The organism is Raineyella fluvialis, assembly GCF_009646095.1.
Lineage (GTDB): Bacteria > Actinomycetota > Actinomycetes > Propionibacteriales > Propionibacteriaceae > Raineyella > Raineyella fluvialis.
This window is the reverse complement of the sequence record NZ_CP045725.1, coordinates 2,860,929-2,884,423: the sequence shown is the minus strand read 5'-3', so window position 1 is coordinate 2,884,423 and position 23,495 is coordinate 2,860,929. Positions and strand designations below refer to the sequence as shown.

Below are 23,495 nucleotides of genomic sequence, written 5' to 3'. Positions count from 1 at the left end.
TCAGCGCCCCTCGACCCGCATCAGGCTGGACACCTCGTACACCTCGGGGATGGCGACCAGTTCGTCGACGGTCGCCTCGACATCGGCATTCCGCGCGGTGTGCGTCCCGAGCACCAGGCGGGCGGTGCCGCTGGCGTCCTCCTGGCGCATCGTCATGATCGAGACGTTGTGGTCGGCGAGGACCTTGGCGACCTTCGCCAGTACGCCGACGGTGTCCTCCACCTCGAGCGCGATGTGGAACCGGGTGATCACGTCCCCGATCGGAGCGACCTCGAGTTCCTGGTAGACCGCCGAGCGAGGCCCCAGGCCCCGACCACACGATGCCGGGCCACGGTGACCAGGTCACCCAGGACCGCCGACGAGGTCGGCGCACCGCCGGCGCCCTGACCGTAGAACATCAGTTGCCCCGCGGCCTCACTCTCCACGAACACCGCGTTGAACGCCCCACCGACGGAGGCGAGGGGATGGTGGGCCGGCAGCATCGCCGGATGGACCCGGGCCGAGACGCGCCGGCCACCGTCGGGCTGCTGCTCCAGTTCACAGATCGCCAGCATCTTCACGACCATGCCGAGCGATTCCGCGGCGGCGATGTCGGCCCGGGACACGTCGGTGATGCCCTCGCGGTGGACGTCGCCCAGGCTGACCCGGGAATGGAACGCCAGGGTGGCGAGGATCGCCGCTTTGGCGGCAGCGTCGTAGCCCTCGACGTCGGCGGTGGGATCGGCCTCGGCGTAGCCGAGGGCTTGCGCCTCGCTCAGGGTCTCGGCGAAGCCGGCCCCGGCGGTGTGCATCTTGTCCAGGATGAAGTTCGTCGTGCCGTTGACGATGCCCATCACCCGGGTGACCTGGTCACCGACGAGGGATTCCCGCATCGGGCGGACGATCGGGATGGCGCCGGCGACGGCCGCCTCGTAGTAGAGGTCGGTCCCGTGGGCATCGGCGGCGGCCACCAGGGTCGGGCCGTCCTCTGCGAGCAGCGCCTTGTTCGCCGTCACGACCGACTTGCCGCTGGTCAGGGCCTGCAGGATCCAGGCGCGGGCGGGTTCGATGCCGCCGACCACCTCGACGACGAGGTCGACGTCATCGCGAGCGATCAGGGCAGGGGCGTCGGTGGTGAACAACTCGGCCGGCAGTCCGGGCCGCTCACGGTCCGCGCGCCGGACGGCGATGCCGACGAGACGCAGTGGCGCCCCGGCACGTGCGGCCAGGTCGTCCGCATGCTCGAGCAGCTGGCGCGCCACCTGCGAGCCGACCACGCCACAGCCGAGCAGCGCCACGCCCAGCGGGCGCCCGACCGGTTCATTCATCTGTCAACCTCACTGTGGTTCATCGGGAACGGCATGGTGCTTCGGATCGGTGTGCTCCGCCGGATCGGCGCGGAATCGTCCCGGCTCACCGTATCCGGTCGTCTCACGGTACCGGGTCGTACCCGAGGTCGAGCGCCAGCAGGTCGTCGATGGTCTCCCGCCTGACCAGGGTGTGCAGGACACCGTCGCGCACCGCCACCACGGGCGGACGCGGCACCATGTTGTAGTTGGAGGCCATCGCCCGGCTGTAGGCGCCGGACCCCGGCACCGCGACCAGGTCACCGGGGGCGATGTCAGCGGGCATGAACTCGTCGCGGACGAGGATGTCGCCGCCCTCGCAGTGCTTACCGACGATGCGCGACAGCACGGCCCCGGCGGACGAGGCGCGCCCGGCCAGTGTCGCCGAGTACTCCGCCCCGTAGAGGGCAGGGCGGATGTTGTCGCTCATCCCACCGTCGACCGAGATGTAGGTACGGGTGGCTCCTCCGTCCAGGACGACCTGCTTGACCGTCCCGACGCGGTAGAGCGCCATCGTCGTCGGTCCGACGATGGCCCGGCCGGGCTCGATCGACATGCGCGGGACCTGGACGGACAGGTCATGGGCCTGCTCCTCGACGATGGCCCGCAGCGCGGCGGCCAGCCGCTCGGGTGTCTCCGGCTGGTCCAGGGAGGTGTAGGCGATCCCGAAGCCGCCGCCGAGGTCCATCTCCGGCAGCTCACGATCGAACTCCCGCGCCACCTCGGCATGCAGCATCATGATCCGGCGCGCGGCGACCTCGAACCCGTACGTCTCGAAGATCTGTGAGCCGATGTGCGAGTGGATGCCGATGAGGTCCAGGTGCGGATCGGCCTCGCAGGCGCGCAGCGCCTCCTTGGCCTGCCCGGAGGCGATGGAGAAGCCGAACTTCTGGTCCTCGTGCGCCGTCGCGATGTACTCGTGGGTGTGTGCCTCCACCCCGGTCGTCACCCGCACCATCACCCGCGCCCGCACGTCGCGGTCCGCGGCCAGGCGGCCGATCCGGCGGATCTCGTCGAACGAATCGACGATGATCCGGCCGACCCCCGCATCGAGGGCCATGGCGATCTCGGCCTCCGACTTGTTGTTGCCGTGCAAGCCGATCCGCTCCCCCGGCACACCACCGCGCAGGGCGACGGTCAACTCTCCGCCGGTGCTGCAGTCGACGAACAGCCCGTCGGCGACCGCCCAGCCCGCCACCGCGGTGGTGAGGAAGGACTTGCCCGCGTAGTAGACGTCCCAGCCCGCGAAGGCCTCCACGAATCCCCGCGCCCGCTGGTGGAAGTCGACCTCGTCGAGCACGTACACCGGCGTGCCGCACCGAGCGGCGATATCGGTGACGGGCAGCCCGCCGACCGCCAGGACCCCGTCGGGACCCCGCTCCACCGTCGCGCTCCACAAGGCCGGCAGGAGGGCATTGACGTCCTCGGGAAGCCGGAGCCACTGGGGCCCGGGGGCGATGGTGTCGGCGTGGATGGAGCCCGCGACGTGCATGTGCGTCATGGGGTCTACTCTGCCAGCGACACGCCGCAGGAAGCACTTTTTCACGCTGGACGGACGCTCGACCGGCTTGCCTGGTCGAAGGTGGGTCTGCGGTGGTGCTACAGTTTCCGGGTTGCCACAGCCGGGCGGATGCCGGGCAGGGTGACGGGCCCCCATAGCTCAGGGGATAGAGCACCGCCCTCCGGAGGCGGGAGCGTAGGTTCGAATCCTACTGGGGGCGCCAACGGGAAGGCCCGGTCGATCTGCTGTCGACCGGGCCTTCGTCGTCCCGGCGCCCTCACCGTCAGGTGGGAGCGAACAGGTAGCCTTGCCTACCGTGACTCCAGCCGAGACCGCGACCACCGCCCACCGCCCCTTGGTCGAGCCTGCTGTCGCGGCCGGGCTGCTCTGGGTGGGATCGCGACTGACGATGCTCGCCCTGTTCTTCAGCGTCGAGCTCACCGTCTGGTGGGACGTCTACTACTACTTCACCAAGGTGACCAACCTGCCGCAGGCCGGCCTGTCCGGAACGCTCCTGGAGTACCCCACCCCGGTCGTCTGGCTGCTGCAACTGCCGTTCCTCCTCGGCGGGGGCGACCAGACTGCGTACGTAGCGGTGTTCATGGTGATGATGGGGCTGCTCGACGCCGGCCTGACCGTCTGGCTGTGGCGTCGCGGAGCGGGATCGCACGCCGCCGCCTACTACTGGATGGTCTTCACCTTCCTGGTCGGCCCGCTGCTCTACACCCGGTTCGACCTGATCCCCTCGGTCCTCGCCGCGGCGGCGCTGTTGCTGGCCGTCCGGATCCCTGCCGTCTCCGGCGGCCTCGTCGCGATCGGTGCCGCGATCAAGCTGTGGCCGGCCCTGCTCGTCGCCGGCCTTATCGGCGACCGGCGCCGCCGACCGGCGCTCTGGGTGGGTTTCGGCGTCACCGGTGTCGCCCTGGTGGCAGCCAGCCTCCTGCTCGGGGGCTGGGACCGGTTGATCTCCCCGCTGGCATGGCAAGGGCAACGCGGACTCCAGATCGAGTCGGTCTGGGCCACCCCGGCGATGGTGAACGTGCTCGCGCATCCGGCCCGCTACGTCATCCAGATCTCGCAGTACCAGGCCTACGAGGTCTTCGGCCCAGGGGTGGCGTCGATGCTGACCGTGGCCTCCGTCGCCACCCTCGTGGGAGGTCTCGCCATCCTGGCCCTGGGCGCCCGTGCCTGGGTCTCGCGCGGCTACGACGTCCACACCGGAGCGCTGGTGATGACCGCGGTGGTCGCCGTGATGATCATCACGAACAAGACCTTCAGTCCCCAGTACCTGGTGTGGCTCGGGGGCCCGCTGGCGGTGCTGGTGCTGACGCGCGGGGATCGGCCTCGGGGGTCGGACCGCAGCCTGCTGGTTCTCGGTCTGGTGCTCGCCCTGCTGACCCAGTTGATCTACCCGGGCTTCTACGGCTGGATCACCGAAGCGGGACCGGGCACCGGACGCACCCTGATGACCCTCGTGCTGGCACTGCGCAACATCGGCATGCTGGCCTTCACGGTGGTGGCCTTCGGGCGTGCCTGGTCGGCCCTCGGATCGACGGCCGGCCGGCCGGCGCCCGGGGAACACGCCGAGCTGTCCGACGGCGCCTGATGACCACCTCCGTCCCGCACACCGTCACCCACCACAGCCCACAGAGTGCCGACGGTAACCTCCCCTCCGTGACGCGATCCGAATCACCCACCCCCGGCCGTTTCCCGGCACTCGGGTCCGGCCCAGGCACGGCCCTGCTGTGGGCCGGTTCGCGTCTGGCCCTGATCGTGATGCTGTACGCGCAGCCGAAGGTCTGGTCCGACGTGGGTTACTACTTCGCGAACGTCGACGCGTTGCGCCAGACCTGGCTCGCCCGCACGTTGGTCGAGTACCCGACCCCGGTGGTGTGGCTGCTGCGGGTGCCCCACATGGTGAGCGGCAGCGACCCGGCGGTCTACCTCGCCGCGTTCGTGACGCTGATGGTGCTCTTCGACGCTGTGCTGACCGGGTGGCTGTGGGCCCGCGGACGAGACGTACGATCTTCGGCCGCCGTCTACTGGATGCTCTTCAGTTTCCTGATCGGCCCGTTGATCTTCTCGCGCTTCGACCTTGTCACCGCGGTCTTCGCCGGTGGCGCGCTGCTGCTGGTGTCCCGCTTCCCCGCCGTGTCCGGAGCCCTCGTCGCCGCCGGGGCCGCCCTCAAGCTCTGGCCCGCCCTGCTGATCACGGCGCTGTGGGGGGAACGTCGGCGGCGGCTGGCCACCTGGGTCGGCTTCGCCCTCACCGGACTGACACTGCTCGTGGCGAGCCTGCTGAAGGGCGGCCTCGCGCGGCTCCTGTCACCGCTGGCCTGGCAGAGCGGGCGGGGCCTGCAGATCGAGTCGGTGCTGGCGACCCCGGCCATGCTCAACCTCGCGCTGCGTCCCGGGCACGACGAGATCCACTTCTCCGATTACAAGGCCTTCGAGATCTTCGGAGCGGGCGTCCCCACGATGCTCATGGTGGCCTCGGCCGCCACCGTCGCCGGCGGTCTGGCCATCCTCGCCCTCGGCACCCGGGCCTGGCTGTCGCGAGGCCACGATCTGCGCAGCGCGGCTCTGATCATGGTCGCCGTGGTGGGCATCATGATTGTGACGAACAAGACACTCAGCCCCCAGTACGTCATCTGGCTGGGCGCCCCGCTGGCGGTCCTGACACTCGTCGGCGGCGGCCACCGCACCGGCGACCGATGGCTGCTCGGGCTCGGGCTGGTCCTCGCCCTGTGCACCCAGGTCATCTTCCCGTTCACCTACAAGTGGATCGTCGACGTGGGACCGGGCGTCGGGCGGACCCTGGCGACCCTGCTGCTGACCGTGCGTAACGCCGGCCTGGTGGGCTTCACCGTGCTCGCATACGTCCTCGCCTGGTCATCGTTGGGCCGTCCCCACCCCTCGCCCGAACCATTGGACGCCAGCACCGTCACGGCCTCCTGACCCGGCACCACGGCGCTCCTTTCCACCGTGCGGCACGTCGTCGTGGGCCTGTCCCCTCACAGTGCACACCACATGGCGGAGTGGTCACTTTCGGCTACGATCGGCAGAGGCATCGCCGGGTCCGTCCGGGATGCCGGATGTGGGACACATCGCAGTGGACTGGTCGCCTGACCTCCCCGCAGCGAGCACTCGTTCACGCGCCGTCCCATGAAGTGACCGAATCGCGACGGAAGAAGGCGACCGTGGCCCCCGCGCCCGAACCACAGACCACCACCAGCTCCACAGCTTTCGGAGCCAACGACTGGCTCATCGAGGAGATGCTCGACCGCTTCAAGGCCGACCCTGCGTCGGTCGACGCGAGCTGGCAGGCGTTCTTCACCCAGCGAGGTGACGGCAAGGCTGCGGCCCCCGCCGCCCAGCCCGCTCGACAGGCGCCCGCCGCGCCGGCAGCGCCTGCCACCGCGCCGTCGACCCCGGCCGCGGCCTCGGATCCGACCGTGACCTCGGCCGCCGCCGCGCCGAAGTCCTCCCGGGTGGAGCGTCCCAACCAGGTGCGGTCCGGTCCGCGCCCGGTCCGCGCCGGTCAGGACTCCGGCGTGCCGGCCGATCCGCCGAACCCGTCGCTGCGCCCCGACGCCGGCTCCGACGAGCCCGTCCGTACGGTGATGAAGGGTGCGCCGATGCGCACCGCGAAGAACATGGACCTCTCCCTGAGCGTGCCGACGGCCACATCGGTGCGCACTGTCCCGATGAAGCTCCTGATCGACCAGCGCTCGATGATCAACAACCACCTGCGTCGGGCCCGCGGCGGCAAGATCAGCTTCACCCACGTCATCGCGTACGCCCTGGTGCAGGCGGTCAAGGCCGTCCCGGCGATGAACAACGCCTATGACGTCACCGGCGGCAAGCCGACCCTGGTGGAGAACCCGCACGTCAACCTCGGCCTGGCGATCGACCTGCCGAAGCCCGACGGCACTCGTCAGCTGCTGGTGCCGAACATCAAGGCCGCCGAGACGCTCTCCTTCGCCCAGTTCTGGTCCGCGTACGAGGAACTGGTCCAGAAGGGCCGCGCCAACAAGCTCACGGTCGACGACTTCGCCGGCACGACGGTCTCGCTCACCAACCCGGGCCCGATGGGCACCCACCACTCCGTGCCGCGCCTGATGAACGGCCAGTCGGCGATCATCGGCATGGGATCCATCGCCTACCCGCCGGAGTTCGAGGGATCCGACCCCGAGCGCCTCGAGGAGATGGGCGTCGGCAAGATCTGCACCCTCACCTCTACCTACGACCACCGGGTCATCCAGGGCGCGCAGTCCGGCGAGTTCCTCAACCGGCTGCATGACCTGCTGCTCGGCGGGGACGACTTCTACGAGCAGATCTTCGCCTCGCTGCGCATCCCGTACGCCCCTACAAGTGGACGGCGGACAAGGGGCACCAGCACGAGGACGCGATCTCCAAGCAGACGCGGGTGATGGACCTGATCAACGCGTACCGGGTCTCCGGGCACTTCCTGGCCGACATCGATCCGCTGGAGTACCACCAGCGTTCGTTCCCCGACCTGGAGCTGGAGTCGCACGGCCTGTCGATCTGGGACCTGGATCGCTCCTTCGCGGTCGGCGGCCTCGGCCCGGACCAGAAGCGTTTCATGAAGCTGCGCGACATCATCATCACGATGCGCGACGCCTACTCCCGCTCCGTCGGCATCGAGTACATGCACCTGCAGTCGCCGGCCCAGCGTCGCTGGATCCAGGATCGGGTGGAGCGGCGCTACACCCAGATCCCCAGCGAAGAGCACCTGCGGATCCTCGACAAGCTGAACGAGGCCGAGCTCTTCGAGACCTTCCTCCAGACGAAGTACGTCGGTCAGAAGCGGTTCTCCCTGGAAGGTGGCGAGTCGACCATCGTCGCCCTGGACGAGATCTGCGACCAGGCGGCCCAGGACGGTCTGGACGAGGTCGCCATCGGCATGCCGCACCGCGGTCGTCTCAACGTGCTGACCAACATCGTCGGCAAGTCGTACGGCTCGGTCTTCCGCGAGTTCGACGGCAACCTCGACCCCCGCTCCGTGCAGGGCTCGGGCGACGTCAAGTACCACCTCGGCGCCGAGGGCACCTTCACCGCGATGGACGGCTCGACCATCCGCGCCTCCGTGGCCGCCAACCCGTCGCACCTGGAGGCCGTCGATCCGGTCCTCGAGGGCATCGCCCGCGCGAAGCAGGACATGCTCGACCGGAGCTACGAGTTCCCGGTGCTGCCGGTGCTGCTGCATGGCGACGCCTCGTTCGCGGGTCAGGGCGTCATCGCCGAGACCTTCCAGATGTCGCAGCTGCGCGGCTTCCGGACCGGTGGCACGATCCACGTGATCGTGAACAACCAGATCGGCTTCACCACCTCGCCCGACTCCAGCCGCTCGACCTTCTACTCCTCGGGCATGGCCAAGGGCTACGACGTGCCGATCATCCACGTCAACGGTGACGACCCCGAGGCCGTGGTCCGGGCGTCCCGCTTCGCCTACGAGTTCCGCCGCGAGTTCAACAAGGATGTCGTGGTCGACATCGTCTGCTACCGCCGTCGCGGGCACAACGAGGGCGACGACCCGAGCTTCACCCAGCCGACGATGTACCGGATGATCGAGAACAAGCGCTCGGCGCGCAAGCTCTACGCCGAGTCCCTGATCGGCCGCGGTCTGATCTCGATCGAGGACGCCGAAGCGGTCATGGACCGGTTCCACGAGCGTCTCGAGAGCGTGTTCCGCGAGGTCCGTGAGGACAAGGGCACCGACACCGCCTACACCACCACCCCGGACTACCCGGAGAAGTCGGAGTTCGTCCAGGGCACCGCCGTCAGCCCCGAGGTGCTCAAGCGGATGGCCGATGCGTACGTCGACTACCCCGAAGGCTTCACGCCGCACCGCAAGGTCCGCCCCCAGCTGGAGCGGCGCGCGGCCGCGATCATGCAGGGCCCGATCGATTGGGCCACGGCCGAACTGCTCGCCATCGGCTCGGTGCTGATGGAGGGACGTACGGTCCGGATGACCGGTCAGGACACCCGCCGCGGCACCTTCTCGCAGCGCTTCGCCGCGGTGATCGACGCGGAGAACGGCGACGCCTGGGTGCCGCTCAAGCACCTCACCGAGGACCAGGGCAAGTTCCACGTCTTCAACTCACTGCTCAGCGAGTACGCCGTGATGGGCTTCGAGTACGGCTACTCGGTCGCCCGGCCCGACGCCCTGGTGATGTGGGAGGCCCAGTTCGGCGACTTCGCCGACGGTGGCCAGATCATCTCGGACGAGTTCATCGCCTCGGGCAACACCAAGTGGGGCCAGAAGTCCGGCGTGGTGCTGCTGCTGCCGCACGGCTACGAGGGCCAGGGGGCCGACCACTCCTCCGCACGGATCGAGCGGTGGCTGCAGATGTGCGCGGAGGACAACCTGGCCGTGTGTCAGCCCTCGACCCCGGCGAACTACTTCCATCTGCTGCGCCAGCACGCCCTCGTCGGCTGGCACCGTCCGCTGATCATCCCGACGCCGAAGTCGATGCTGCGCAACAAGCTCGCGACGTCGATGCCGGAGGACTTCACCAGCGGCAAGTGGGAGCACGCCCTGAGCGACCCCACGATCACCGACCCGTCGCAGGTCGAGCAGATCATCATCTGCTCCGGCAAGGTCCGCTGGGAACTGGTCCACGCCCGTGAGCAGAAGGGGCTGAACGGCAAGGTCGCGATCGTGACGCTGGAGCGGCTGTACCCGTTGTCCACCGAGGCGCTGCTCGAGGTCCTGGCGCCGTACCGCCACGTGTCGGACATCCGCTGGGTCCAGGACGAGCCGGCCAACCAGGGCCCCTGGCCGTTCCTGCACTACGCGATGCTGCCCGACCTGATCGCCAAGGACCCGAGCCGCGACTGGAGCGCGGTCCCGGCGATCTCTCGCCCGGCTTCGGCCACCACGGCGGTCGGCAGCAAGAAGCGCCACGACGTGGAGGAGCAGGCCCTGATGGACGCCGCCTTCGCACCGCGGGGCTGAGTCCGGTGTACTTCACCGATCGCGGGATCGAGGAGCTCGAGGCGCGCCGCGGGGAGGAGGAGATCTCCTTCGCGTGGCTCGCCGAGCAGTTCCGGTTCTTCGTCGACCTGCACCCGGAGTTCGAGACTCCGGTGGAGAGGCTGGCCACCTGGCTGGCACGCCTCGACGACGAAGGCGATGACGGGGTCAGCGAGGACTGACAGACGACTGGAGGGTCCGTTCCCGCGGGAACGGACCCTCCAGTCGTCTACGAGCTTGTATCGCCGGGCTCAGGACCTCTCGGGTCGCGGGCCGACGAGGTAGCGGGTGGACGCGGGGAACAGCACCAGGACCATCACACCCAAGGACGTGAGCCCCAGCGCGACCGCGGCCCAGGTCGTGTCCCCGCCGCGAAGGCTCCACGCCGTGGGGACCTGGATGAGCTGAGCCGCGAGCACCGGCCCGCGTGCCACCGCGCGGCCACCCAGCAGGGCGTACGCACCCCATCCGAGGGCCAGCCCCCACGCCACCAGCACGAGTGGCTCCGCCGCCATGCCCGAGACGATCCGGGCCGCGACGAGCTGCCCCAGCTCGTACAGACCGAAACCGGCGAAGCCGAGGGTCTGGATGCCCACCAGCGCGGCGGCGATCCGCAGCGGGACGGGGGCACGACGGAGAGTGGCAAGGGGTGACGTCACCGCACCAGCGTAGGCCCTGCACGCCACTGCGCCGAGCACGAGTTAGTGATTGTGGTCACAAGCTATGGTTGAATGCTCAGGAATCTCCTAGACTATCCCACGGTTTTTTCCCGGAGCCACCGGGGAACGGATGCTACCGGGTACGTCTCGATGAGGGTCTTGTGTCGCCCGGGTTTCATTGCGAAGCTTGGGGCTGTATCCGGTTCACAGATCAGGGAGTAGGAAAACGGTATGGATTGGCGCCACGAGGCTGCCTGCTTGGACGAAGATCCTGAGTTGTTCTTCCCCATCGGCAATACCGGGCCCGCACTCCTCCAGATCGAGGAAGCGAAAAAGGTCTGTCAGCGCTGCACCGTCCGCGAGGAGTGCCTCGCCTGGGCCCTCGAGGCCGGTCAGGACCACGGAGTCTGGGGCGGGATGAGCGAGGACGAGCGCCGGGCCTTCAAGCGACGCAAAGCCCGTTCGCGGGTGCGCACCGCCTGACACGTGTGACGAAGCCTGGGCCCCAAGGGTCCGGGCTTCGACGCGTTCCCCCGGTCAGTCCTTCCACTCCCCTTCGGGGGCAGGGACCCTCACCATGGCCTGGACCCCACCCTCGGGGCGATTGCTCAACGCGAACGTCCCGTGCATGTCGGCCACCAGGGTCGCCACGATCCCGAGCCCCAGGCTCGTCGTCCTTGCCAGGTCGAACTCCTCCGGCAGTCCGCGCCCCGCGTCCAGCACGCGCACCACGAGTTCCCCGTCGTCGCGGACGGGCACGACCCGGACTTCCCCGGCCGCTCCCCCGAGGCCGTGCTCCACGGCGTTCTGGCACAGCTCGGTCACCACCAGGGAGAGGTTCGTGGCGATGACCGGGGAGACCTTGCCGAAGGTCCCCTCTCGCCGGACCCGAGCCGGGGCTCCCGTGGTGGTCGCCACGTCACCCACCATCGCGAGGACCCGATCAGCGACGTCATCGAAAGCGACGTCCTCGTCGAAGGAGTGGGCCAGGACCTCGTGCACCGCGGCGATCGACGCGACCCGCGACATCGCCTCTCCCAGGGCCTGCTTGGCCTCCGGGGAGCTGACGCGGCGGGCCTGCATGCGCAGCAGGGCGGACACCGTCTGCAGGTTGTTCTTGACCCGGTGATGGATCTCGCGGATCGTCGCGTCCTTGGTGATCAGCTGCTGGTCGAGGCGATGGATCTGGGTGATGTCGCGAAGCAGCACACAGGCGCCGGCGGAGGCTCCGTCGGCGTCGTGCAGCGGCGTGAACCGGAACCGGAGAGCAACGCTCTCCACGGTGACCTCTCGCTCGACCGCCTCGTGGCCGGTGATGAGCCGTCGCAACTCGTCCTCCCCGCCGAGCTCCTCGCGGAAGCTGAACGGCGTGGCGGTGACGATGTCGCCCAGGTGGCCCGACCGACGGTAGGCCGACACCGCGTTAGGGGTGGCGTAGCGGTACTCCCCCTCGGGTCCTATCCACATCAGGCCGTCGCCGACCCGGGGCGAGCGGGTCGGGTGTGACTTGGTGCCGGGCAGCGGGAACTCGCCGCGGAGCAGCATGTCCCGCAGGACCTCGGCGATGGCGATGTAGGCGTCCTCGAGGGCTCCGTTGGCCCGTACGCCCATCTGGTTGGTGTGCTGCTCGACGACGGCGATGACCTTCCCGTCATACTCGAGCGGGACCGCGTGCATGTCCACCGGGATACCCGTGGCCAGCTTGTTGTCGCTGGTCTCGCAGCTCGTCGCGGACCAGTAAGCCTGCAGTGCCAGCGAATCGGGGTCGTACCGGACGGCGTCACCGACGACGTCGTCAAGCAGCGCCGTGGGGCCGGTGGTGGGCCGGATCTGCGCGACCGCCCACATCTGGTTCGGATCGCGGTCCGGGACCCACAGGATCAGGTCGGAGAACGACAGGTCGGCGAGCAGGTGCCACTCGTTCACCAGTGAACGCAACCACTCCGCGGCCCTGGGATCCAGATCGGTGTGCGTCGCCAGGAGGGTTGACATCTGTGGCATGGGCACAGCCTACGCGTCCGCCACGGCCGGCCTGCCCACTCCCGCCCCGGATACGGACCGCCCAGCGGACCGCACACCCCGCGGCGGGACGGATTTGCCGACAGGGGGGTGGAACGTGCGAAAATGACGTGTTGATCTGTATCGACCAATGCCATCGCACAACAATGGGAGGCCCCTATGGGTAAGACCGGCCGCAAGCGCCGCGCGCGTCGCAAGAAGGGCGCGAACCACGGCAAGCGCCCCAACGCCTGAGTGCCAGGCCCACGCCTGGCCGACAGGCCTGAGGACTGCACCAGCCCCCGGTGATCGTGAGATCCGGGGGCTGGTTCGTCGTTCGGCTGATCGCCGAAGGGTTGCTCGTCGGTCGGCTCACTGCCGGGGGGATGACCCCGACTGTCCCCAGTAGGTCGCCCGGACGACCGTACCGGTCACGGTGGTACGACGGACCAGGGCGCCGGAGCTGTCCCGCTGGGTGGTCGAGACCGTCGTCCGCGTGGCGTTGATCGTCACCGCCCCGTCGACCGGGGCGCCGCACTGGGCGATCACGGCAGCCCAGACCCGTTGACGCAGGCCCGAGGGTGCCACCGTCGCGTCGGCGCAGCTGCGGTGCAGCAGCCCTTTGATGGTCTGCTGGATGCGGAACACCTGGTCGCAGTCGGGGCATTCCAGCAGGTGAGCCTGGACGGCGTCAGCTACCTCGCCGTCCAGTTCCTCGTCGAGGAAGGCACAGATCAGTTCCCTGCTCCCCCGGCAGTCCATCGTGGTCATGATTCTTCCTCCCGGGAGCGGCCCAGGCCCCGCTCGTGGGCATAGTCCGCCAACAGGTCGCGCAGCTGCTTGCGCCCGCGGTTGATCCGGCTCATCACGGTGCCGATCGGGGTCCCCATGATCTCGGCGATCTCCTTGTAGGAGAAGCCCTCGACGTCCGCGAGGTAGATGGCCAGCCGCCGCTCCGGATTCAGCTGCGCCAGCGCGTCACTGACGTCGCCGTCCGGGATCAGTTCCAGTGCCTCTGTCTCGGCGGACTTCAGGCCCGTCGAATCGTGGTCGGCGGCCCGGGCGATCTGCCAGTCCTCGACGTCTTCCCCGCCGCTGATCTGCGGGCGCCGCTGCTGACGGCGGTAGGTGTTGATGTAGCTGTTGGTGAGGATGCGGTAGAGCCACGCCTTCAGGTTGGTCCCGGGCCGGAACTGGTGGAACGACGCGAAGGCCTTGGCGTACGCATCCTGCACCACGTCCTCAGCATCCGCGGCGTTGCGGGTCATCCGCAGCGCGGCGCCGTACAACTGGTCCAAGTATGGCATCGCTTCGCGTTCGAACCGCGCGGCCCGCTCCTCGACGGTCTCGGTCGCCAGATCGACCTCGGACCGGCTTGAGGACTCGACGATGTCACGCCCGGACGGATCCGCGGCGGACGCCTCGTCGGCGGTGTCGTCGGTATGCGGCTCGCTCATCGGATCCGAGCCTAGCCGCATCGGGAGCCCGGCGGCCGGAAGACTCCACGACACCGGTTGTTCGAGAAGGGCTGTGCTCACGCCTTCTGCAACGATCCCGGTGGTGGGTCTATTCCCTCCCGCCGGAGATTCGCCGACGGGTCAGGACGGCTCGTCCCGTACGGCTTCGATCAGGTCGGGCCCGTTGTTGCGGACGGCGTTCACCCGGTCACTCACCACGCGCGGCACCAGCCGCGGCGGTGGGATCGAGGCGAGGAGACCTCTCACGTCGGCCTCGGACGTCGTCGCCGGGTCGAGCCAGTCCCGCTGCAGGTCGGACGGGACGATCAGCGGCGTCCGGTCATGGATGTGCCCGAGGGCATCCGAGGCAGCCGTGGTGATGATGGTGACCGTACGGAGCCACTTGGCCGGGTGGTCCTCCGGGAGTGCCGGGTCTGGCCAGTTCTCGAACAGCGCGGCGAACGCGAGCGTACGGTCGCTGTCCCCGTGCAGGAAGGTGGGGAGCTTGCGTCCGCCCGGAAGCTTCTGCCACTCGTAGTACCCCTCGGCCGGGAGCAGTCCCCGCCGCTGGGCCGCGGCCTTGCGGAACGACGGCTTCTCGGTCACCGTCTCCATCCTTGCGTTGATCAGCCGCGCCGCACCCCGGGTGTCCTTGGCCCAGGAGGGCACCAGTCCCCAGCGGGCAGCGACGAGCCGCCGCCTTGTCGCGCTCGCTCCGGCGACGAGCCGCTCCACGACCAGGGGAACGGGATCGGTGGGGGCGACGTTCCAGGACGGGCCCGGCAGCCCGTCGCCCACCTCCACGATCTCGAACTCCTCGACGAGCTCGTCCACCCCGGCCGTCGCCGCATATCTCCCGCACATGCGGCCACGGTAACCGCGCGCCACGGTTGGCCTCCAGAGGCTGAGGCAGTAAGAATGAGACATGGCTCTTTCGCGCGCGGTTGCCCGGACGATGCTCGCCGGCGTCTTCATCTCCCAAGGCGTCAAGGGCGTCACCGACCCAGGTTCCACCACTGCCCAGGGTGCGATGCTCCGGGATCGGGTCGCTCCATTCCTGCGTCGAGTGGCGCCCGAACCGATCGCGTCACACCTGCCCGAGGACGCGATCACCTGGGCGAGGATCCGCGGCGCTGCCGAGGTGGCGGCCGGCATCGGACTGTCCACCGGGCTCGGTCGCCGGTGGGGGGCGCTCACGCTGGCCGCCTTCACGGTGCAGGACCTGATCACGGCCGGCGGTGGCCGCAAGGCCCTGAAGGACCCCGACCTGCTGACCAGGATCGCGCTGACCGGAGGCGTCCTGCTGGCCGCCCAGGACACCGAGGGCCGCCCGAGCCTGGGCTACCGGTCCCGGGTCGCCCGTGGGCACCTGGAGGCCAAGGGCCGCAAGGCCCGCAAGTCCGTCCGGAAGGCCGAGCGGCGCCTCGAGGGAGCCGCCAAGGACACCGGCAAGCGTATCCGGACCGTCGCGACGGAGACGAAGAGCGGCCTTGCAGCCTGAATCCATGGATGCTCACGCCCTGACCCCGAGGGATTCTGGGCGGCCCCGAAGCTGCGTCATGCCTTGGACCTCGAGGTGGTCATCCCCGGATCGAAGTCCGCGACGGCGCGGGCCCTCGTGGTCGCCGCACTCTCCGACGGACCGTCCACGATCACCGGCGGCCTCGACGCTCGCGACACGCAGTTGATGCGCGACGCGCTGCGGGCCCTCGGCGTACGGATCCACACCAGCTTCCTCTACGGGTCGACCAGCGGTGAAGCCTTCGGGACGCCCGGATCCGACGGGGCCCAGCCCCTCGCCGCCGGGGTGTGGCGCGTCCTCCCCCCTGCGCGGTTCGTCAGCTCGGGTGACATCGACTGCGGCCTCGCCGGCACGGTCGCTCGCTTCGTGCTCCCGATCACGGCGATGGCCGAGGGGCGGACGTACGTCCACGGCGACCAGGCCATGTCCGCGCGGCCGATCCGGCCGTTGCTCGATGCCCTCATCGACCTGGGTGCGGGGATCCCTGACGGCGCCTTCGGCATCCCCCTCACCGTCACCGGTCGCCCCGACCTTCCAGGCGGGCCGGTGATCATTGACTCCAGCGCCTCCAGTCAGTTCGTCTCCGGTTTGCTGCTGAGCGGCTCACGGTTCCGCCACGGCCTCGACCTGCGGCACGTCGGCCCGACACTGCCGTCACTGCCGCACATCCAGATGACGATCGACATCCTGCGCGAGCACGGCGTGCGGATCGAGGAGCCGGAGCCGGCCCACTGGGTCGTCGCGCCCGGCCCGGTCCGGGCCGGCGACATCGCGATCGAACCGGACCTCTCGACGGCCGCGCCGTTCCTCGCGGCCGCCGTGGTCACCGACGGCACGGTCAGGATCCCGCACTGGCCGCTGGAGACCAACCAGCCGGGTGCCCTGCTCCTGCCGCTGCTGGAACAGCTCGGCGCCCGGGTCCATCTGGAGCCTGGTCCCGCGGGTCGGACGGGCACGCTGTCCGTGACCGGGCCGGGCCACTGGGACCTCGACGGCTTCGACGTCGACCTCGCGGACGCCAGTGAACTCACCCCGGTGGTCGCGGCCCTCGGGGTGCTTACCCAGGGCCCCAGCCGGATCCGCGGCGTCGGACACATCCGCGGCCACGAGACCGACCGGCTCGCCGCTCTGGAGGCCAACTTCCGGTCGATGGGCGCCGATGTCGAGCAGACCGAGGACGGCTTGGTCTTCCGCCCGGCGGTGCTGCACGGCGGCCCGTGGGGCGCGTACGCCGACCATCGTCTCGCCCAGGCCGGTGCGCTGCTCGGCCTGGTGGTGTCCGGGGTGATGATCGACGACATCGGCTGCACGTCCAAGACGATGCCGAGCTTCCCCTCCGCCTGGTGGTCGCTGGCGACCGGGACCGGCCGGTGAGCCCCCGCTACGGGATCCAGTCCGACGACCACGCCGGCTTCGACCGGCCGGGGCGGCGCAGCCGTCCCCGCACCAAGGACAGGCCGGACTACTCGGTCAAGCCGATCGGCCGGGTCATCGGCATCGACCGGGGGCGGTTCGCCTGCATCGTCGAGGGCGGTGAGGACCGGGTGGTGGCCACCAAGGCGCGGGTCCTCGGCCGCAAGGGGGTCATCGTCGGTGACCGGGTGTACCTCGACGGCGACGTGTCGGGCGAGGCCGGCACCCTGGCCAGGATCGTCGACGTGGTCGAGCGGAGCAGCGTGCTGCGCCGCACGGCCGACGACGACGATCCGTACGAACGTCCCATCGTCGCCAACGCGGACCAGCTCGTCATCGTCACTGCCCTGGCCGATCCCCCACCCCGGACCGGCATGATCGACCGCATCCTGGTCGCGGGCTTCGACGCCGGCCTCGAGCCGCTGCTGTGCCTGACCAAGGCCGACCTGGCCTCCCCCGACGAGTTGCGGGCGGCGTACGAACCGCTGGGTGTCCGGGTCGTGGTGATCGACCCCGAGGCGTCCCTGGCACCGCTGCAGGCGGAACTGGCCGGCCACACGAGCGTGCTGGTCGGGCACTCGGGAGTGGGCAAGTCCACCCTGGTCAACCGGCTCATCCCGCAGGCCGAGCGGCAGACCGGCCACGTCAACGCCGTCACCGGCCGGGGCCGGCACACCTCGACGTCGGCCGTGGCCCTGGAACTGCCCGATCGGGCAGGTTGGGTGATCGACACGCCGGGCGTCCGTTCCTTCGGCCTGTCCCACGTCCACCCCGCGTCGATCATCGAGGCCTTCCCGGACCTGGCCGAGCACACCTCGGACTGCCCCCGTGGATGTACCCACGAGGCCGGGGCGCCCGGCTGCGGCCTCGACACCGCGGTCGCTGCCGGTGCGGTGGCCGAGGCGCGGGTGGCGTCGTACCGGCGCATGCTGGCTCATCGCCACGACCGCGGCTGATCGGCCGATACGCTGGGCCCATGAGTGAGACGCCCGCCCCCGCTTTTCCCGTCAACGACGATCTGGGGGTGGCGCTGCTGCTCGCCGACGCGGCGGACAAGATCTCCCTGGGGCGGTTCCAGGCGCTCGACCTGGCCGTCTCCACCAAGCCCGATCTCACTCCGGTCACTGATGCGGACCTCGCGGTGGAGGACGCCCTGCGGGAACTGCTCGCCGGTCTGCGTCCCGACGACGCGGTGCACGGGGAGGAGCGGGCCGACACCGGTGAGGCCCGGCGCCGCTGGATCATCGACCCGATCGACGGCACCAAGAACTTCGTCCGGGGCGTCCCGGTCTGGGCCACGCTGATCGCCCTGATGGACGGCCCGCAGGTCGTCACCGCGGCGGTCAGCGCCCCGCCTTGGGTCGGCGCTGGTGGGCATCGCGCGGGGAGGGTGCCTGGACCCGCGTCCTCGGCCGGCACACGGCCTCCTGCCGCGTCTCTGCGGTGGGTGAACTGGCGGACGCGTCGTTGTCGTTCTCCTCGTTGTCCGGCTGGTTCGACATCGAGCGGGGCACGAGCTTCGTGGAGCTCGCCCGGGAGATCTGGCGCGTACGCGGATTCGGCGATTTCTGGTCGTACATGCTCGTGGCGGAGGGTTCGGTCGACATCGCCGCGGAACCCGACCTCGAGTTGCACGACATGGCCGCCTGCAGCCTGATCGTCACCGAGGCCGGTGGCCGGTTCACCAACCTGGACGGACAGGACGGCCCCGTGGGTCGCAGCGCCGTCGCTTCCAACGGTCTGCTCCACGGGGCCGTGCTGTCGCGGCTGGGCCGCTGAGCGGTCCTCAGCCGATCGTCGCCAGGCGGATCGTCTCCGGCATCTCGAGCAGCGCGTCGATCAGGTCGCGATCCAGCGGGGCGAGGGTGTCGGTCACCACGTAGCCGAGCTCACGGCGGGTGGACAGCTGCTGGCGCTCGATGTTGACGCCGTGTTCGCCGAGCACGCCGTTGACCTTGGCGAGCACACCCGGCACGTTCCTGTGCAGGTGCAGCAGCCGCGCCTGGCCGACGTGGCTGTCGACGTGCAGCTCGGGCATGTTCACCGACATGTTGGTCGACCCGGAGCGTACGTAGTCGAGCAGCTTGCCCGAGACGAAGTGCCCGATGTCCTCCTGCGCCTCCTGGGTGGATCCCCCGATGTGCGGGGTGAGGATGACGTTCGGGATGCCCTGGAGCACTGAGGAGAACGCCTCGTCGTTGGTCTTCGGCTCCGTGGGGTAGACGTCGACGGCGGCGCCGGCGATGTGGCCCGACAACAGATTCTCGCGCAGCGCGTCGAGGTCGACCACGAAGCCGCGGCACAGGTTCAGGAACAGCGCCCGCTCGCGCATCATGGCGAACTCTTCCGCGCCGAACAGGTTGGTGTTCTCCTCCCGTCCGTCGACGTGGAGGCTGATCACCTCGGCGGTCTCGAGCAACTGCTGGAGCGAGGAACACTTGTGCGCGTTGCCGAGGGCGAGCCGGTCCACGACGTCGTAGAAGTAGACCTGCATGCCCATTGCCTCGGCGATGACCGACAGCTGCGAGCCGATGTTGCCGTAGCCGACGATCCCGAGCTTGCGACCTCGGATCTCGTGGCTGCCCTTCGCCGACTTGTTCCACACGCCACGGTGCAGTTCCTCGCTGCGGTCGGTGAGGTGGCGGGCCATCGCGATGATCTCGGCGAGGGCCAGCTCGACGACCGAGCGGGTGTTCGAGTAGGGCGCATTGAACACGGCGGTGGCGGTGTCAGTGGCGGCCTGCAGGTCGATCTGGTTCGTCCCGATGCAGAACGCACCGATGGCCATCAGGTCGGGACGGGCCTCGAGGACGCGTCGGGTCACCTGGGTCTTGGAACGGATTCCGAGCACATCGACGCCGTCCAGGGCGGCGATCAACTCGTCCTCGTCCATCGCCCCCTTCTCGAGCTGCACGTCCATACCGAACGCCTCGAGAGCCTGGACCGCTGACTGGTGGATGTTCTCCAGAAGAAGTGCCTTCACGATCAAGGAGTCTAGGAGCGTCTGCCCGCGGAGACGACCCCCAGGCCATATCAGGAACGCATCACCCCTGGAATCCCGCCTGGTCGGGCAACCGAGGGATCGCCGCCAGCAGCTCCTGCGTGTACGGATGGCGCGGCGCGGTCCAGATCTGCTCGGCCGGCCCGGCCTCGACGACGCTCCCGTTCTGCATCACGGCGACGCGGTCGCAGAGATGGCGCACCACCCCGAGGTCATGGCTGACGAAGACCAGGGTCAGGCCCTCGGCGGCCACCAGGTCCACGATCAGGTTGAGTACCTGGGCACGGACCGAGACGTCGAGGGCGGAGACCGGCTCGTCGGCGATCAGCACCTCGGGATGTGGCGCCAGCGCCCGTGCCAAGGCGATGCGCTGGCGCTGGCCACCGCTGAACTCGTGCGGGAATCTGGTGGCGTCGTCCGGGTCCAGGCCCACCTGCCGCATCACCTCGGCGAGTCTGGCCCGCCGGTCGACGGGCACGCTGTCGCGGCCACGGACGAGGCGGGACCGCAGAGGCTCGGTGATGCTCGACCCGACCGTCATCCGGGGGTCGAGAGAGGTGCGCGGGTCCTGGAACACGAGTTGGACCGAGGCCCGCAGGAAGCCGAGCCGCCGTTCGGACCGGCCGGCCAGCTCGGTTCCCCTGAAGGTGATGCTGCCGCTGGTCGGCCTGTCGAGGGCCGCCATCATCCGGACCAGGGTCGACTTGCCCGACCCGGACTCACCGACGATCCCCAGGCGTTCGCCGCGCCGGACCTCCAGCGTCACGTGGTCCACCGCGGGTCGGGCAGCATTCCCGTACCGCCGGACGACGTCGGACAGGCGGTAGAGCGCCTCCTCGGTCATCGCGTCACCTCCTCGCTCATGCGGCGCCCCCGGCCGCCCCGCCACCGCCGCGCAGTGGGCCCAGTCGTCGGGGACGAGGGTCAGGCCGTCGACGCCAGCGGCACGGTCGAAGTGGTCGGCGACCGTGGGAAGCCGACTGCCCGGGGTGGCCCGGTCGAGGCGGCCGGTCGCCACCAGGCCCCTGGTGTAGGGATGCCACGGATCGGCCAGGACCTCGAGCAAGGGCCCGGCCTCGACCACGTGACCGTCGATCATCACCATCACCACCTCGGCCAACTGTGCCAGCACGGCCAGGTCGTGGGTGATGAAGAGCGTGGCGGCCGCCTGCTCGGAGAAGTGGCGGTCCAGCACCCCGAGGACCGCTGCCTGCGCGGTGACGTCGAGCGCGGTGGTCGGCTCGTCGCAGATCGTCAGCACGGGCCGGTTGACCAGGGCCATCGCGATCAGCACGCGTTGACGCTGGCCGCCGGAGAGTTGGTGCGGGAAGCTGTCGGCGATCCGCTCCACGTCCGGCAGAGCGACCTCGCGCAGCATCTCGAGGACCCTGGCCCGCGTGCCGATGCCGGTGCGGTGGCCGTGCAGCAGGACGAGCTCGCCGAGCTGGCGGCCCACCTTCATCGTCGGGTCGAGCGCCGTCATCGGCTCCTGGAAGACCATGCTGTAGGCATCCCCGCGCAATCGGGACAGGCGCCGATCGCTCGCGGTGGTGACCTCGACCGTCGCTCCGCCGGCCCGGGGGTCCACCAGCCGGATGCTCCCACTGACGTTCGCGGTCTCGGGCAGGAGTCCGAGCAGCGCCAGCCCTGTGACGGACTTCCCGGAACCGGATTCCCCGATGAGACCGACGCGCTGTCCGGGGGCGATGCTGAACGAGAGTCCGTGCACCGCCTCGCGCCGTCGGCGACCGAAGGCGATCCTCAGGTCCTGGACCCGGACGAGGGCCTGGGTCATCGGACGCTCTCCCGCAGTCTCGGGTCGAGCAGGTCGCGCAGGCCGTCCCCGAGCAGGTTGAAGCCGAGCACCGCCAGACCGATCGCCAGGCCCGGCCAGACCGCCAACATCGGGGCGGTGTAGAGGTAGGCCTGCGCCTCGTTCAGCATCCGTCCCCAGGTCGGTGTCGGCAGTGGCGTCGACAGGCCGAGGTAGCTGAGGGCCGCCTCGGAGAGGATGGACAGTCCAAAGGCCATCGAGGCCTGGACCGCCACCACGGGTGTGATGTTGGGCAGTACGTGGCGGGCCGCGATGCCGCCGGTGCGGATGCCTGCTCCCCGGGCCGCGGTGACGAAGTCGGCCACGGCGACCTGCAGCGTGGCGGCCCGTGCGACCCGGACGAACGGCGGGATGTTGGCCACCCCGATGGCGACCATCGCCGTGCCGGTGGACCCGCCGAAGACAGCGGCCAGCAGGATGGCGAGCAGCATCGCCGGGAAGGCGTACAGGATGTCGTTGGCGCGCATGACCAGATCCGACATCCATTCACCGCGCCGGTCACCGGTCCGCGTGCCCGAGGCGGCGACCATCCCGGCGACGATCCCGAGAGGGACGCCGACGACGGCGGCGATGGCCACCGCCACGACGCCGACGGCGACGGCGATCCGCGCTCCGACCATGATCCGCGACGCGATGTCGATGCCGTAGCCGTCGGTGCCCAGCCAATGCTGCGGCCCGGGCGCGAGCAGCCGGGCCTCGGGGACGACGGCGAGCGGATCGTAGGGGGTGGCGACGGTCGACACGAGGGCCACCACGAGGGTCGCGAGGACCAGGACGATGCCGGTGACGAGGGAGGCGCGTTTCATCTGCGGACCCTCCGCTCGCTGCGCAGCCGCGGATCCAGTAGCGCGTACGACAGGTCCACCAACGCGTTGATCGCCAGGACGGCGACGACCAGCAGCAGGACGATCCCCTGCACCACCATCAGGTCCCGTTGGGCCACCGCGTCCAGGAGCAGTCGACCCAGACCCGGAAGGGCGAAGACCGACTCGATGATGATGGCGCCCGCGAGGAGCGTCGCGAGCTGCAGACCGATCACGGTCACCACCGACAGGGACATGTTCCGCAGTCCGTGCCGCAGCAGAGCCGGCACCGTACGCCAGCCCCCGGCCCGCGCCGTGCGGTAGTAGTCCTCCTTGAGCACTTCGATCGTCGCCGACCGTACGTAGCGGGTGAGCACGGATGCCTGGACGAGGGCCAGGGCGCTCACCGGCAGGACGAGATGAACTGCCCAAGTCCCCACGCCGGACGCGAGCGGGACGTAGCCGTTCGCCGGCAGCCACCCCAACTGGACGGCGAAGACGAGGGTCGCCAGGATGCCGAGCCAGAAGCCGGGCACCGCCAGGCCGGCCTGGGAGAGCGCGGAGACGGCGAAGCCGTCGGCGTGCCGGCGTCGCACGGCCGCCCACATGCCGGCCGGCACGGCGAGCAGGATGGCGACGAACATGGCCAGGCCGACGAGCCACACCGTCACGCCGAGCCGCGGCAGGACCTGCACCACCACCGGCTCGCCCGTCAGGTAGGACCGGCCCAGGTCACCGTGCAGCAGGCCGCCGAGCCAGACCAGGTAGCGCACCGGCCAGGGGCGGTCGAGGCCGAAGTCCTGTTCCAGCCGGGCCACTGCTTCCGGGGTCGCCTGCACCCGAGGACGACCTGCGCGACGTTGCCGGGCAGGGCCGAGGCGACCCAGAACACCAGGAACGACGCGGCGAGGACACTGGCGAAGAAGACCACCAGCCGCCGGACCAACCGGAGCGGGAGGGTGGGCACCCTTCCGGATGGCAT

The 23,495-nt window shown here is 69.8% G+C and carries 17 protein-coding genes, 1 tRNA gene and 4 pseudogenes; 11 read left to right on the top strand and 11 right to left on the bottom strand.

Going from position 1 to position 23,495, the window contains the following annotated elements:
* Positions 1-1,307, bottom strand: a pseudogene (locus tag Rai3103_RS13180) (homoserine dehydrogenase).
* A gap of 103 nt (positions 1,308-1,410) precedes the next feature.
* Positions 1,411-2,826 carry a diaminopimelate decarboxylase gene (gene lysA, locus Rai3103_RS13175; protein ID WP_153572973.1) on the bottom strand — a complete coding sequence of 472 codons (1,416 nt, stop codon included), beginning with the start codon at positions 2,824-2,826 and terminating at the stop codon, positions 1,411-1,413.
* A 148-nt stretch (positions 2,827-2,974) separates the two neighbouring features.
* Here lysA and Rai3103_RS13170 point away from each other — a divergent pair.
* The 5 genes and pseudogenes from Rai3103_RS13170 to Rai3103_RS13150 all read left to right on the top strand — a co-directional run bounded on the left by Rai3103_RS13170 (position 2,975) and on the right by Rai3103_RS13150 (position 10,008).
* Positions 2,975-3,049, top strand: a tRNA-Arg gene (locus Rai3103_RS13170).
* Positions 3,050-3,142: 93 nt separating this feature from the next.
* Complete coding sequence (locus Rai3103_RS13165; protein ID WP_153572972.1) at positions 3,143-4,432, top strand: glycosyltransferase 87 family protein; 1,290 nt, start codon at positions 3,143-3,145, stop codon at positions 4,430-4,432.
* A 68-nt stretch (positions 4,433-4,500) separates the two neighbouring features.
* Complete coding sequence (locus Rai3103_RS13160; protein WP_194793140.1) at positions 4,501-5,784, top strand: glycosyltransferase 87 family protein; 1,284 nt, start codon at positions 4,501-4,503, stop codon at positions 5,782-5,784.
* Positions 5,785-6,026: 242 nt separating this feature from the next.
* A pseudogene (locus Rai3103_RS13155) lies at positions 6,027-9,808 on the top strand (multifunctional oxoglutarate decarboxylase/oxoglutarate dehydrogenase thiamine pyrophosphate-binding subunit/dihydrolipoyllysine-residue succinyltransferase subunit).
* 5 nt (positions 9,809-9,813) lie between these two features.
* Complete coding sequence (locus Rai3103_RS13150) at positions 9,814-10,008, top strand: DUF6104 family protein (RefSeq protein WP_153572970.1); 195 nt, start codon at positions 9,814-9,816, stop codon at positions 10,006-10,008.
* A 69-nt stretch (positions 10,009-10,077) separates the two neighbouring features.
* Here Rai3103_RS13150 and Rai3103_RS13145 read toward each other — a convergent pair whose 3' ends face one another.
* On the bottom strand, positions 10,078-10,485 hold the full coding sequence (locus Rai3103_RS13145) for a hypothetical protein (protein ID WP_153572969.1): 408 nt from the start codon (positions 10,483-10,485) through the stop codon (positions 10,078-10,080).
* A gap of 231 nt (positions 10,486-10,716) precedes the next feature.
* Here Rai3103_RS13145 and Rai3103_RS13140 point away from each other — a divergent pair, with 231 nt between their 5' ends.
* Positions 10,717-10,968: a WhiB family transcriptional regulator gene (locus tag Rai3103_RS13140; RefSeq protein WP_153572968.1), complete on the top strand. Its 252-nt coding sequence runs from the start codon at positions 10,717-10,719 to the stop codon at positions 10,966-10,968.
* A gap of 54 nt (positions 10,969-11,022) precedes the next feature.
* Here the strand turns inward: Rai3103_RS13140 and Rai3103_RS13135 are convergent, their stop codons facing one another.
* Positions 11,023-12,486: a sensor histidine kinase gene (locus Rai3103_RS13135; RefSeq protein ID WP_153572967.1), complete on the bottom strand. Its 1,464-nt coding sequence runs from the start codon at positions 12,484-12,486 to the stop codon at positions 11,023-11,025.
* Between the two features lie 177 nt (positions 12,487-12,663).
* Here Rai3103_RS13135 and Rai3103_RS19095 point away from each other — a divergent pair, with 177 nt between their 5' ends.
* On the top strand, positions 12,664-12,738 hold the full coding sequence (locus Rai3103_RS19095; RefSeq protein ID WP_369797015.1) for a 50S ribosomal protein bL37: 75 nt from the start codon (positions 12,664-12,666) through the stop codon (positions 12,736-12,738).
* Between the two features lie 117 nt (positions 12,739-12,855).
* On the opposite strand, the gene Rai3103_RS13130 is transcribed toward Rai3103_RS19095, so the two are convergent.
* The 3 genes from Rai3103_RS13130 to Rai3103_RS13120 form a co-directional block, all read right to left on the bottom strand.
* Positions 12,856-13,254: an anti-sigma factor family protein gene (locus Rai3103_RS13130; protein ID WP_153572966.1), complete on the bottom strand. Its 399-nt coding sequence runs from the start codon at positions 13,252-13,254 to the stop codon at positions 12,856-12,858.
* On the bottom strand, positions 13,251-13,940 hold the full coding sequence (locus Rai3103_RS13125; RefSeq protein WP_194793139.1) for a sigma-70 family RNA polymerase sigma factor: 690 nt from the start codon (positions 13,938-13,940) through the stop codon (positions 13,251-13,253). Before Rai3103_RS13125 ends, Rai3103_RS13130 begins: the two co-directional genes overlap by 4 nt.
* Positions 13,941-14,081: 141 nt before the next feature.
* Positions 14,082-14,804: an SOS response-associated peptidase gene (locus Rai3103_RS13120; RefSeq protein ID WP_153572965.1), complete on the bottom strand. Its 723-nt coding sequence runs from the start codon at positions 14,802-14,804 to the stop codon at positions 14,082-14,084.
* 61 nt (positions 14,805-14,865) lie between these two features.
* Between Rai3103_RS13120 and Rai3103_RS13115 the strand changes: the two genes are divergently transcribed.
* From Rai3103_RS13115 to Rai3103_RS13100, 4 genes and pseudogenes are all read left to right on the top strand, one after another.
* Complete coding sequence (locus tag Rai3103_RS13115) at positions 14,866-15,441, top strand: DoxX family protein (RefSeq protein ID WP_153572964.1); 576 nt, start codon at positions 14,866-14,868, stop codon at positions 15,439-15,441.
* Positions 15,442-15,516: 75 nt separating this feature from the next.
* Positions 15,517-16,836 carry a 3-phosphoshikimate 1-carboxyvinyltransferase gene (gene aroA, locus Rai3103_RS13110; protein WP_228488915.1) on the top strand — a complete coding sequence of 440 codons (1,320 nt, stop codon included), beginning with the start codon at positions 15,517-15,519 and terminating at the stop codon, positions 16,834-16,836.
* Positions 16,806-17,831: a ribosome small subunit-dependent GTPase A gene (rsgA, locus tag Rai3103_RS13105; RefSeq protein WP_422396007.1), complete on the top strand. Its 1,026-nt coding sequence runs from the start codon at positions 16,806-16,808 to the stop codon at positions 17,829-17,831. The genes aroA and rsgA overlap by 31 nt, the downstream gene beginning before the upstream one ends.
* A gap of 20 nt (positions 17,832-17,851) precedes the next feature.
* A pseudogene (locus Rai3103_RS13100) lies at positions 17,852-18,654 on the top strand (inositol monophosphatase family protein).
* 7 nt (positions 18,655-18,661) lie between these two features.
* Here the strand turns inward: Rai3103_RS13100 and serA are convergent.
* The 4 genes and pseudogenes from serA to Rai3103_RS13080 form a co-directional block, all read right to left on the bottom strand.
* Positions 18,662-19,858 carry a phosphoglycerate dehydrogenase gene (gene serA / locus Rai3103_RS13095; RefSeq protein ID WP_153572962.1) on the bottom strand — a complete coding sequence of 399 codons (1,197 nt, stop codon included), beginning with the start codon at positions 19,856-19,858 and terminating at the stop codon, positions 18,662-18,664.
* A gap of 61 nt (positions 19,859-19,919) precedes the next feature.
* The gene (locus tag Rai3103_RS13090) at positions 19,920-21,671 is read right to left on the bottom strand and encodes a dipeptide ABC transporter ATP-binding protein (protein ID WP_153572961.1); all 1,752 of its coding nucleotides are present in this window, start codon (positions 21,669-21,671) and stop codon (positions 19,920-19,922) included.
* Positions 21,668-22,516: an ABC transporter permease gene (locus tag Rai3103_RS13085; RefSeq protein WP_153572960.1), complete on the bottom strand. Its 849-nt coding sequence runs from the start codon at positions 22,514-22,516 to the stop codon at positions 21,668-21,670. The genes Rai3103_RS13090 and Rai3103_RS13085 overlap by 4 nt, the downstream gene beginning before the upstream one ends.
* A pseudogene (locus Rai3103_RS13080) lies at positions 22,513-23,495 on the bottom strand (ABC transporter permease). The gene Rai3103_RS13085 and the pseudogene Rai3103_RS13080 overlap by 4 nt, the downstream one beginning before the upstream one ends.